At 70.5% G+C, this 11,621-nt stretch carries 8 protein-coding genes and 2 pseudogenes; 4 read left to right on the top strand and 6 right to left on the bottom strand.

Annotated elements, in window-relative coordinates:
• The first annotated feature begins 594 nt into the window (after positions 1 to 594).
• The 3 genes from ACF08B_RS33295 to ACF08B_RS33285 all read left to right on the top strand — a co-directional run bounded on the left by ACF08B_RS33295 (position 595) and on the right by ACF08B_RS33285 (position 3,330).
• Positions 595 to 921 carry a plasmid stabilization protein gene (locus tag ACF08B_RS33295; RefSeq protein ID WP_392320789.1) on the top strand — a complete coding sequence of 109 codons (327 nt, stop codon included), beginning with the start codon at positions 595 to 597 and terminating at the stop codon, positions 919 to 921.
• Positions 922 to 1,050: 129 nt separating this feature from the next.
• Positions 1,051 to 1,773 carry a diguanylate cyclase gene (locus ACF08B_RS33290; RefSeq protein ID WP_392320788.1) on the top strand — a complete coding sequence of 241 codons (723 nt, stop codon included), beginning with the start codon at positions 1,051 to 1,053 and terminating at the stop codon, positions 1,771 to 1,773.
• Between the two features lie 78 nt (positions 1,774 to 1,851).
• Entirely contained in the window at positions 1,852 to 3,330 is a 1,479-nt protein-coding gene (locus tag ACF08B_RS33285) for an aminotransferase class I/II-fold pyridoxal phosphate-dependent enzyme (RefSeq protein ID WP_392320787.1), read from the top strand.
• A gap of 157 nt (positions 3,331 to 3,487) precedes the next feature.
• On the opposite strand, the pseudogene ACF08B_RS33280 reads toward ACF08B_RS33285, so the two are convergent.
• A pseudogene (locus ACF08B_RS33280) lies at positions 3,488 to 3,697 on the bottom strand (ANTAR domain-containing protein); the annotation flags it as partial.
• 845 nt (positions 3,698 to 4,542) lie between these two features.
• Between ACF08B_RS33280 and ACF08B_RS33275 the strand changes: the two are divergent.
• Positions 4,543 to 5,400: a SigB/SigF/SigG family RNA polymerase sigma factor gene (locus ACF08B_RS33275; protein WP_392320786.1), complete on the top strand. Its 858-nt coding sequence runs from the start codon at positions 4,543 to 4,545 to the stop codon at positions 5,398 to 5,400.
• Between the two features lie 211 nt (positions 5,401 to 5,611).
• On the opposite strand, the gene ACF08B_RS33270 is transcribed toward ACF08B_RS33275, so the two are convergent.
• The 5 genes and pseudogenes from ACF08B_RS33270 to ACF08B_RS33250 all read right to left on the bottom strand — a co-directional run bounded on the left by ACF08B_RS33270 (position 5,612) and on the right by ACF08B_RS33250 (position 11,605).
• Positions 5,612 to 6,565, bottom strand: a complete 954-nt coding sequence (locus tag ACF08B_RS33270) for a PP2C family protein-serine/threonine phosphatase (RefSeq protein ID WP_392320785.1) — start codon at positions 6,563 to 6,565, stop codon at positions 5,612 to 5,614.
• Positions 6,566 to 6,824: 259 nt separating this feature from the next.
• Positions 6,825 to 7,687: pseudogene (locus tag ACF08B_RS33265) on the bottom strand (IS5 family transposase).
• A 314-nt stretch (positions 7,688 to 8,001) separates the two neighbouring features.
• On the bottom strand, positions 8,002 to 8,742 hold the full coding sequence (locus tag ACF08B_RS33260; RefSeq protein WP_392320784.1) for a thioesterase II family protein: 741 nt from the start codon (positions 8,740 to 8,742) through the stop codon (positions 8,002 to 8,004).
• Positions 8,739 to 10,031, bottom strand: coding sequence for an acetyl-CoA carboxylase biotin carboxylase subunit family protein (locus ACF08B_RS33255; RefSeq protein ID WP_392320783.1), 1,293 nt, complete (start codon positions 10,029 to 10,031; stop codon positions 8,739 to 8,741). Before ACF08B_RS33255 ends, ACF08B_RS33260 begins: the two co-directional genes overlap by 4 nt.
• On the bottom strand, positions 10,028 to 11,605 hold the full coding sequence (locus ACF08B_RS33250) for a condensation domain-containing protein (protein WP_392320782.1): 1,578 nt from the start codon (positions 11,603 to 11,605) through the stop codon (positions 10,028 to 10,030). Before ACF08B_RS33250 ends, ACF08B_RS33255 begins: the two co-directional genes overlap by 4 nt.
• Positions 11,606 to 11,621 lie beyond the last annotated feature (16 nt).

Genomic DNA, 11,621 nt, shown 5'->3' with positions numbered 1-11,621 from the left:
TGGGGAAGTCCGTCCCGCCCACCTGGCGCCCCGCTACACTCCACGCCACCAGGCCGCTGACCAGCCCAGATACCGAACTACGGCTGGAGTACTAGTAGCGGTCCATTGTCCCTGTGCGACTGGTGCGGGTGACGACGACGATCTGCTGGCGGATGTGTGCCGCACGCTGCAGCGCGTGGACGCTTCGATCTCGCTTCGTCCGACAGCGACACGGACGGACTGGGGTGCGCCGTGAGGCGGATGCTGTGGTGGTGACCTGGGAGCCCGCACCGAGGACCGGGGACCGGGCCAGCACACCACGTGACGGGGTATAAGGGGATGCGGATGGCTCTGCGGCACGCGACGGTGATCCTCACGCAGACCGGCCACGCGGTGCAGGTCGAGCCGGCATCCGGCGAAGTGCACGTCAAGTTTCTGCCCTGCCGACGGCCCGTCATACGAGCCTCGCGATGACGCCGCCGATCGGCCTTGTCGCATCGCGGCCCGTGCTGTCTTGGGATGGAGTGGTGGCTGCGTTTCTGCTGTGTGGGTTGCCCCGGGGCGGGAACGCGTTTTCAGGAGTGACCCGTCCTCGTCAGTGGGTGAAGAGGTGTCATGCCAGCAGGATCCAGTCCCAAGCGTGAGCGTCAGTACGAGCACATCAAGGAGGGCGCGCAGAAGCGCGGTGCGTCTGCGGGGCGGGCGAAGGAAATCGCCGCGCGGACGGTCAACAAGGAGCGGGCGAGGTCGGGGGAGTCGAAGACGGCCAGCAAGACTTCTACCGGCGACGAGAAGTCCGCGTCGCAGCGTGGCGGCGAGCGCTCCGGCGGCGGTGCGCAGGGCCCCACCAGGGATCAGCTTTATGAAGAGGCCAAAAGGAAGAACATCGAGGGTCGCTCCTCGATGAACAAGGACCAGCTGCGCAAGGCAGTCGGGCGCTGACGGACAGGGCGCCGCTGGCGCCCCGACGGGTGAGGCCGCCACCGGCGCCCGCCCCGGCAGTGCGGCGCCCCGCGAGGGGTGAGCGGTCAGATATCTGCACCGCGTGTGTCACCGACGAGAAAGGCATTCATGCGTATTGCTCGCCGATCCGCGTTAACTCGCTGGCAGCGCTGGCGTTCCGGCCCCACCCTGCGCATCCCCCATGGTGCCGACGACGTCGAGAACACCAACCGCCGGTTTCTGCTGTACGGGGTCATGCCTCTGTGGTTCGTACCGGCTGTCGCCGACTGGGTGATGCACCGCCGCTCCGATATCGAGCACACGAGCGGGGTGCGCGAATCAGGGATCCACGCCCTGATGATGACCGAGGCGGGCCTGCCGGTCGTTGCGGGCCTGACAGCCAAGGTGAACCCGCTGGTGCTCTCCCTCATGGGCGGCGCCGCCCTCGCACACGGGGCCACGGCGCTGTGGGACGTGTCGCTGGCCACCGACAAGCGTGAGGTCACGCCCGTCGAACAGCACATCCACAGCTTCCTCGAGGTGCTGCCGCTGACGGCCGCAGCCTTCACCACCTGCCTGCACTGGGACCAGGTCCGCAAAGCCATCAGGGGCGGCGGCCGCGCCGACCACTGGAAGCTCCTTCCCAAGGAGCGGCCACTGTCCGCCGGATACCTCGGCGCCATCGCCGCCGGAGTCGGCCTCTGCATTGTCCTGCCCTACGCCGAGGAGATGGTCCGTTGCGTACGGGCCCGCCGCGACGACGAACCCGGTACCCCCTCGACAGCCGAAGCAGCGGTCCCCTCTTCCCTTGCCGATGGCGACTTCGTGCCCGAGCGAGACAGGCGCTCGTAGAGGCGGTCCCAGCGGGCGCGGCCGTCCGGGCGAAACCAGCGCACGCGTGGTCGGGCGCCCCTCGGGAACCCGAGCGGCATGGCTGTCGATCACACTGAAGCACCAGTTTTGGAAGCACTTGTCGAGTTTCGGCAGGCGGGACGCCTGTCGTTCACGCCTCCCGGCCACAAGCAGGCGCGCGGCGCGGATCCCGCGGTCCGGGACGCGCTGGGGGATGCGGTGTTCTTCGGGGACGTGCTCGCCTCCGGCGGCCTCGACGACCGGCTGATGCGGGACCGGGTGCTGCAGCGTGCCGAGGAGCTGCTGGCGGACGCGGTCCATGCCGAGCACACCTTCTTCACCACCTGCGGCAGCTCGCTGTCGGTCAAGGCGGCCATGCTCGCGGTGGCCGGCCCGCACGAGAAGCTGCTCATCGGCCGGGACGCCCACAAGTCAGTAGTCTCCGGTCTCGTCCTTTCCGGGATCGAGCCGGTCTGGGTGGAGCCGCGCTGGGACGCGGAGCGGGCGATCGCCCATCCGCCCTCGGCGGACGAGTTCGAGGCTGCATTCCGCGCGCATCCGGATGCCAAGGGCGCGCTGATCACCAGCCCCACCCCCTACGGCGCATGCGCGGACCTGCGCGCCGTCGCCGGGGTCTGCCACCAGCGTGGGCTGCCGCTCATCGTGGACGAGGCCTGGGGCGCGCACCTGCCCTTCCACCCCGACCTGCCGACGTGGGCGATGGACGCCGGCGCCGACATCTGCGTGACCAGCATCCACAAAATGGGCAGCGGTCTGGAGCAGGGATCCGTCTTCCACCTCCAGGGCGACCTCGTGCCGCCGCAGCTGCTGAAGATGCGTGCCGACCTGCTGGGCACGACCAGCCCCTCGGTCCTCATCTACGCCGGCCTGGACGGGTGGCGACGCCAGATGGCCCTGCACGGCCACGCACTCACGGACCGGGCGCTGCAGCTGGCAGCCGACGTCCGGTCCGCGATCGAGGACATGGACGGCTTGCACGTCAACGACCGCGCCGACTTCTGCGCACCCGGCCTCGCGGATGACTTCGATCCGTTGCCCGTGATCATCGACATCTCCCAGCTCGGCACCACCGGCTATCAGGCGGCCGACTGGCTGCGCGAGCACCGCGGCATCGATGCCCATCTCACCGACCACCGGCGCATCGGCGCGCAGATCACGCACGGCGACGATGAGGAGACAGCGAAGGAACTGCTGAGCGCCCTCAAGGACCTGACCCACGCGGCACCGGACCTGCCGGCCGGGCCGCGCGTGGACGTTCCGCAGCCCGCCGAGTTGCGGCTGGAACAGGCACAGCTGCCACGAGACGCGTTCTTCGGGCCGGCCGAGGACGTGCCCGTGCACCAGGCTGCCGGCCGTATCGCGGCAGAGATGATCACCCCCTACCCGCCCGGCATCCCGGCCGTGCTGCCCGGCGAACGCCTCACCGAACCCCTGCTGCGCTACCTCACGAGCGGTCACACCGCCGGCATGAACCTCCCGGACGCGGCCAGCACCGATCTGAGCACCATCCGCGTCACCGCAGCCGAGCGCGCCTGAACCAGTACGGCGCCCTCCGCTCGACGTCGCCCGCGCTGTGTGTCCGCGAGCTGGACGCAGGAGGTGGGCGCCGGTGGGCGACTACCGGGAGCAGCTTGGCGTGATGCGCGCGTAGGTGGAAGCCGATGGCGACGACGTGTCCCACCCGTGACGGTGATCAGCTCGCGGTGCCGCCCGCCGGCGGGAGGGGGCGCAGAGCCTCCTCCAGCGCCTTCTTGGTGGGCGCGGCTAGTGGTTTGTGGGTATGCGCCCAGGTAATGACGTCCTGGGCGATCGTGTGCAACTTGATGTTGGCAAGTTGTGAGGTCACGCGAAGTGCGGCGAAGCCGTCGTCGGGGCTGAGTTGGTAAAGGCAGACCAGCACGCCGACGGCCTGGCCGAGGTCTCGTGGGAGGAGAGGGCCTGGCGGAGCTCGGCAACTGTCTTCACGAGTTGCGCCACTTGCTCGTCATGACTTGGCACAGTCGGGTGGCTGTTGCTGTTTCGTACGCGGAATTGTGCGGTCATGCGTGGCTCTCCCTCGGTGGTGGGCACGAGTTCGCTGGGCTGCTCCGCGATGCCGCAGACCGCGCGCTGGTGACGCATCCCTCGCCCGAGCTTCATACCCGGCCCCGCAGGCGCCCCTCAGGCAGCTCCACCACACAGCCCACTCCGCGGTGCCGCGGACACCTCCGGACCAGGCACCACGCCGCCCACGCGGGTGATCCCAGCGCCATGGGGCCCGCACCTCGACGCCCGACAAAAGAACGGGCCCGTATGGGTGAGGTGCCTCCCGGCCCGCCGCTTCCGGCAAAGGCCGGCACATGCGTTGGGGCAACGCGGCCACGCTGCTGCAACGCTCCACGGATCCGCTTGCGCAGGTGCTTCCGCAACCGACGCAGTCACCCGGAGGCGAACCGCGGGATCGCGCGAGGAGCCCGCGCAGTGCGGAATCGGGCATAGGCCCGGTCCGGACGCGGAGGGCGGACCTGGAGCTTGTGCACACCTCCGCCGAGAGAGCCATCGCGGGTGCATGTCTGGTTTGCAGGCGGAACGCAGGGGCAAGCGGAATTTCGTGCTTCGGACCAGAGGCGCGTGCCCAGCGGGACAGGGCCCGGCTCCGTCCAGCGGCCGCGGCCATTCCCGTGCGGCAAACCCTGACAGCCGTTGTTCGGGCCGACCCGGGGGCACCGTCTCCGCGGTCGCCGTGAGATCGCTCAGGAGCCCACCCTCATGCTCATGACCATGCCGACAAGCCGTTCCGGCGCATCGGAGACCGGATCCGCCGCCACGCCGTCCACCCGGCGCAGTCATGACGACGCCCCCGACACCATGGAGCTGTTCGCCCGCCTCGCGGAACTGGAGGACGGCCCGGAACGGGACGCCGTGCGCGACGAACTCGTCACCGCCTGGCTGCCCATGGCCCACCGGATCGCCTCACGCTTCCGCGACCGTGGTGAGTCCATCGAGGACCTGCGGCAGGTCGCCGCGCTGGGACTGGTCAAGGCCGTCGACCGCTTCGAACCCTCCCGCGGTGCCTTCGAGAGCTACGCCGTGCCGACCATCACCGGCGAGGTCAAGCGGCATTTCCGGGACCGCCTGTGGGCCCTCAGGGTGCCGCGCCGCGTCCAGGAACTGCGCAACCGGGTGCGCGTGGCGCGCAGGGAACTCACCCAGCACCCCGGAAGCCCGGAACCCACCCTGGCTGACATAGCCGCCCACACCGGGCTGAGCGAGGAGGACGTCGTAGCGGGCATGGAGGCGCTGGAAAGCTTCAGCACGCTCTCGCTGGACGCCGAACTCTCCTCCGGCGACGACGGCGGCCACAGCCTCGCCGACACCATGGGCGCCGCGGAGGCCGCCTACGACGTCGTGGTCGACCGGGAGGCCGCCAAGAACGGCCTGCGCCGGCTGCCCGAACGCGAGCGGGCCATCCTCTACATGCGCTTCTTCGAGGACATGACGCAAAGCCGCATCGCCGACCGCCTCGGCATCTCCCAGATGCACGTCTCCCGGCTGATCAGCCGCAGCTGCGCCCGTGTCCGCGACGAGGCCCTGGCGGAAAGGCCCGGGGGCGGCTGTGCGGTGTGACACCGGGGCCCTCAGGTCAAGAGGAACTCTCCGGCGGGGCGGTGGCGGGTGGTCGTGTCCAGCATTCGGTCACCTCGGGTGCAAGGCTTGCGTTCGGTGAGTTCCTCGATGCCCGCCCGAAGTGGGCCGGTACATCCCGGGTACGCCTGAGCGCTCGTCACTGCCCGCTTGGATGTCAGACGGTGAGGGCGTGGCGTTCCCGCGGGTGGCATTATCCGGCTTGTGGGCCCCGGGTGGGGCGTAGTTCAGTGTTGCGGCTGGGGCCGTGCCATTCCAGGCAGACGACGGTGGCGTCGTCGCGGAGCCTGTCGCCGTGGTGAGTGAGGACGGCGCTCATGAGGCGGCGTAGGGTTTCGGGGACCGAGAGGCCGTCGGCGTGCTGGCGGATGATGAAGTCGGTGAAGCGCGCGAGACCGAATTCATGCCCCGTTGCGTCACGGGCTTCGATGACGCCGTCGGTGTAGAGCAGGATGCGGTCGCCGGGTTCAAGCTGCTCGCGGCAGAGCGTGGCGCGGATGCCGAGTTCGGTGCCCAGGGGGTGTGCGGGCGGGCAGGGCAGCGAGGTGATCCGGCGTCCGCCGCGGATCAGGACCGGCGGGTGATGGCCGCGGCTGATCCAGCTGAGCAGCCCGGTGCGGGCGTTGATGTCGGCGAGGATCGCGGTGACGTAGGTGTTGTGTCCGAAGTGGTCCAGCAGTACCTGTTCCACTCGCTCGCTGGTGGTGATGAGGGCGGTTCCCTGGCGGCGGTTGTTGCGGCAGGCGGAGACCGCCAGATTGGCGGCCAGTCCGGCGTGGCTGTCGTGTCCCATGGCGTCGAAGACGGCGAGGTGGACGTGATCGCCGGCGACGGCGTAGTCGAAGGCGTCACCGCCGATCTCGTAGGCCGGCTCCATCGCGGCGGCGATCACCACGTCCCGGTTGGCGAAGGAACGCGGCGGCGTCAGGTTCCACTGCAGCTCCGCGGCCACGTTCATCGCCTGGGTGCGCGCCAGGCGGGCGGAGGCATCACTGCTGGGGCGTTTGCTGACGAGCAGCAGGCCCACCAGGGACGCCATCGTGCGCCCCTCGCCCGGTGGTGGGGGGAGACGGGGGATGCGGCCGGGGCCGCCAGCGCGTTCGCCGAGCTGCTGGCCGACCGGCTGCGGGTGCTGGGCCCCGACCACCCCGACACCGTAATCACCCGGGACTACCTTGCCCACTGGCGGGAGCAGGCTGATGGTGCGGGCAAGGGTGTCTGATAAGGACTGTGTGCCAACAGGAGGCGGACGCGAACGCGAGCCCTCTCGTCAGAGCCGTGACCACGGCTTCTGGCCAGGCACGTACGTGCAGCGATGCCCGCCGGTCGCGGGGACGGCGGAGCGAATGCTGCACGAGCGAACGACTCGTTTGAGCGGGGGAAGGGCCTAGGGCATTTCCTTCGGATCATCTCGCCGACCAGATGAAGATGGCGGCGAGGTGGAGTCCGGCGAGGTAGGTGGTGGCGGTCTTGTCGTAACGAGTGGCCAGGCCGCGCCATTGCTTGAGCTTGTTGATGCACCGCTCGACGGTGTTGCGCTGCTTGTAGGTCTCGCGGTCGAAGGCTGGCGGCCGGCCACCTCGGCGGCCGAGCCGCTTGCGGTTGGCGGCCTGGTCGGCGGGCTGCGGGATCACTGTCCGGATCCCGCGCCGCCGCAGCTGGCTGCGGATCGCCCGGGACGAATACGCCTTGTCGGCCAGGACGGCATCTGGTGTGACCCTGGGGCGGCCTGTCCGCCGGGGCACTCGGATTCGAGCCATGACTTCCTCGAATGCTGGTGCGTCACCGGCCTGGCCGGGCGTGATGACGAAAGCGAGCGCTCGGCAGCGGCCGTCGGCAGCGAGGTGGATCTTCGTGGTCGGTCCGCCGCGGGCGTCCAAGGGCATGGTCGGCTGGCTCGCCGGCCGGGGCCCTTTTGACGGGCCCCGGCGGCGTGCTGATGTGCCCGCACGATCGTGGAGTCGACGGCGACGACCCATTCCAGGTCACCGTCGGCGTCGGCCTCGGCGAGCAGGGCGGTGAAGACCTTTTCGCAGGTGCCGTCGGCCGCCCCCCTCCGCAGCCGGTTGTGGGCGCCCTTCCACGAACCGAAGTGTTCGGGCAGGTCCATCCACGGCGTCCCAGCGCGGTACTCGAACGCGATCGCGTCGATCACCTGCCGGTGATCACGCCACCGCCCACCCCGCTTCGGTGTCCGATCCGGCAACAACGGCTTGATACGACTCTCGTTCGCCCGTCCGGTCTTCCCCTCGCCCTGTTGCTCCTCGATGGCCGAGGTGCCCTTGGGCTTGAATGCTCGGCTTCACACCCCGCCGTTGCCAGCGACGCATGCGAGCGCGGGGACGAACCTGGATACCGGTTCGAGGGCGAGCCGTTGTTCTGTCTCTCCTTCATCTGCTCTTCCTGCTTGCTCAGTGCGACCTCGTGTCGCACGGGTGTTCACGAATAGCGCTGACCAGGTGGTACGGAGGCGGTTGAAGATCGCTCCCCAAGCCGGCAAAGATCGTTTCCCACACCGTCGACAGCCAGACACCCCCCGGACAGAGTCCAGCTGGGGGTGTCTCGCCGATCACATCTCGGGGTTCAGGCGAGGTCGGCGGCGATCAGTTCCGCCACCTGTCGGGTGTGCTCGGTGAGGTAGAAGTGGCCGCCCTCATAGGCGTGGAAGCGGATGTCCCTCGTGCCGTGCCGCTTCCATTCCATGACCGCGTCCGCCGGGGTGCGGGGGTCACGGTCGCCTGTGAGCACCGTCAGCGGACAGGACGGTTCGGGGCCCGTCCGCCAACTGTAGGTGCGTACGGCCCGGTAGTCCGCCCGCAGCGCGGGCAGGATCAGCTCCAGGAGCGCCGGGTCGGAGAGCAGCTCGGCGTCCGTGCCGTCGAGCGCCCGCAGGTCGTCGAGGATGCCCTGGTCGTCGGTGATCTCCTGCTCGCTCTCGACGCCACGCGAGGGGGCGGGGCATCCGGAGACGTACAGCCGTGCGGGGTTCAGGAGGCGGGCCGCCTCGTACGCCACCAGGGCACCCATGCTGTGTCCGAACAGCACCACCGGGCGGTCGTCCAGGGCCGGTTCGAGCGCGGCGACGACCTGCCGGGCCAGCTCGTGGAGGTCGTCGACGGCGGGTTCGTGCCAGCGGTCCTGGCGGCCGGGGTACTGGACGGCCAGCACGTCGGCCACCTCGCACAGTTCCGCGGAGAGGGGGACGAAGTAGCCCGCCGCGCCGCCCGCGTGCGGCAGGCACACCAGCTGGACCGGGCGGATCGCCGGGTCGGGCGTGGTGTGGAACCTGCGCAGCCAGGTCCTGGGGTCCACCGTGGCCGTCATGCGCCGGCCTCGCTCACGTCGGTGAGCGCCGCGGCGGTCGCCTCGCGCACGGTGCCGTCAGGTCGGGTGAAGACGTACGTCAGCTTCGGCAGCGCCTCCTCCAGGGCGTCGAGCATCGCCGTGTGGTCGGCGCAGGAGCCCCAGATGACGTCCAGCGGCGTGGTCATCACCCCGCCGGCCAGGTCGGTGCCCGGGCGGACGTAGGGGCGGATGCCGTCGATGCCCCCGACCTTGCGCACGTCCGTGGCCCCGTGGATCGCCTCCAGCCGGCACGGCTCAACCGGGGCCATGGTGTTGAACAGGAAGTGGACGCGGCCGCCGTAGTCGAACTCCGGGATCTGCGAGGTGTCCCCGAGGGCGAGGAGGCCGCCGAGGCGCACCATGTCGACGCCGCAGACCCGGCGGCTCATCAGGTTGAGATGGCCCGAGAGCCGGCCGTTGACCTCGATGACGCGCGGGCCGTCGGCCGTAAGCTTCAGCTCGGTGTGGGTGATGCCGTAGCGCACTCCGAGGGCGTCCAGGGCGCGGGTGGTGAGGTCGGTGACCTCCGCCAGGACGTCGGCCGGCAGGTGCGAGGGCCAGTAGCTGCCCAGCTCGCGGAACGGCTTGAGCAGCGGGAACTTGCCGGTCACCGCCAGGTGCCGCACGCCCTGCGGCGTGCAGACGCTCTCCACGGACACGTAGTCCCCGTACGGCGCGCTCGGCACGCCCTGCAGGAGCTCCTCGACCGTGTACGCGGCCTCCGTGCCCTCGGGGAACAGCCGCGGCAGCAGCTCTTCCATCTCGGCGGCGGTCGTGACGGCGTAGGTGTCGCGACTGCCGCCGCCGCGCACCGGCTTGACGATGGCGGGCAGGCCCACGGCGTCGTACACCCGCGGCCACTCGTCTGGTGAGCTCAGCGGGTGGGAGCGGACCTTGTCGACGCCGGCGTCGCGCATCACCTGGCGCTGGCGGATCTTGTCGGTGACCGTCGAGGCCACCTCCGGGGTGTGGGACGGCAGGCCCAGCGCCTCGGCGATCTCCGCCGTCCTGCGGACCATGCGCTCGCTGTAGGTCACCACCGCGTCCGGCGCCAGGTCCCGCGCCAGGGCGATGTCGCCCTTCGTGGTGCCCGTGAGCGGCACGACGGTGCCGAAGTTCTCCAGGACGGGCCGCAGCCGTTCGGCGTGGCCGGTGGGCGGGAGCAGGAACACGATGTCCCCGAGGTCGGCCAGGCCGACCCCGATCTCGCCCGCGGAGGCCGCGCCGTCGTCGTAGAGCACCGCAAGGGTGCGGCGCCGCTCGCTCATGCGGCGCCTCCGGCGGCCGTGAGTGCGGCCTCGAAGTGGCGGGCGTACTCGCGCACGCGGGCCTCGTCGAGCAGCGCGGGGTCGTAGGCGACCGAGACGCGGCTGCCGGCCTCGGCGCCGTCGACCTCGAAGTCGACGCGGAAGGGGAAGCTCGGCTTGCCCTTCACCCACCAGTCGCGGGTCCGCAGGCCCTGGGTGCCGTCCAGGTCCTCGTAGACGTGGAAGTTCATGAAGTTGAAGGTCACGTCGAAGGGCGGCCGGCCCAGGCGGCTCTCGATCTGCGCGAGCGGGAAGGCACGGTAGGGCGCTCCGTCGCGCTCCGACGCGTGGGCCCTGCGGGCCAGCTCGGGCAGGGGCGCGCCGAGGTCCGTCAGTCGCAGCGGCACCGTGTTGAGGTAGAGGCCGACCATCAGGTCGGCGCCCGGCCGCTCCGGGCGGGTGTTGACGACGACACCGCTGACCACGTCGTCGCGGCCGGTCCAGGCGGACAGGGCACGCGCGTGGGCGGCGAGCGCCAGCGACTTCAGCGAGACGCCGGCGTCGCGGGCGGTGGCGCGCATGCCGTCGAGCACCACACCGGGCACGGTGAACTCGACGCCGGCGACCGCGTTGGCCGCGCCGTGGAACTGCCCGCGGGAGAACAGCAGCGGCTCGCTGTCGGCCTGCCCGTGCCAGAAGTCGGCGGCCTCGCCGGAGGCGAGCAGCTCGCGCTCGGCGACGATGAAGTCGTGCTCGCCGGTGGCGGGCGGCCGCGGCAGTTCGGCGTTCTCGCCGCGCAGCTTGGCGGCGTACAGCTCCAGCAGGTCGACGATGAGCCGCCCGTAGCTCCAGCCGTCGACGATCGCGTGGTGGCTGGCGATCGCGACGTGGAAGGAGTCGGGCTGGGCCACGACGTGGCAGCGGAACAGGGGCGCCCGGCTCCAGTCGATGGGCAGGGTCAGGCCCTCGCGGCTCCATTCGCGGATGCCGTCGTGGCCCTTGGCCGGGTTGTCGTCGCCGATCCGCTCGACGGTCAGCGGGGGTTCGACCTTCTCCCACTGCAGCTGCACCGACTCGGAGTACGTGCCGAGGTCGAAGGAGGTGCGCAGCGCGGCGTGGCGGTCGCACAGTTCGGCCAGGGCCTCGCGGAACAGCCGCTCGTCGAAGGCGGCGACGGTCTCCCAGCCGATGATGGAGTGGTAGAGCTCCGGGTCACCGCTGGTCTCGCACAGGTAGATGATGCCGACCTGGAGGGCGGAGGCGGGCAGAGCCGCCGCGACGCCGACCGGCACGAGGATGCGGTCGCTGGGGTCGAGGAGCGCGTCCCGCTCCGCGGCCGGCGCCGGGGCGGCGGCGGGCGCGGGGGCCTGTGTCGCGAGGTGGGCGGCCAGCTCGCGGACGGTCGGGTGGAAGAGAAGGTCCTTGAGGGTCATCGCGATGCCCCGCTCCTGCACGGCCGAGACGACGCGCAGAGCGATGAGCGAGTCGCCGCCCAGGGCGTAGAAGTCGTCGTCGGGGTCGACCTCCTGGCCACCGAGCTGCTCGCCGACGATGCCGGTCAGTACGGCGGTCAGGTCCGTCGCGGACTGCTCCATGGTATGAGGGTTCCTC

It is taken from the genome of Streptomyces sp. NPDC015139, assembly GCF_043079785.1.
Classification (GTDB): Bacteria; Actinomycetota; Actinomycetes; order Streptomycetales; family Streptomycetaceae; genus Streptomyces; species Streptomyces albidocamelliae.
The sequence above is the reverse complement of the archived record's forward strand: the minus strand, read 5'-3'. Positions and strand labels throughout refer to the sequence as shown.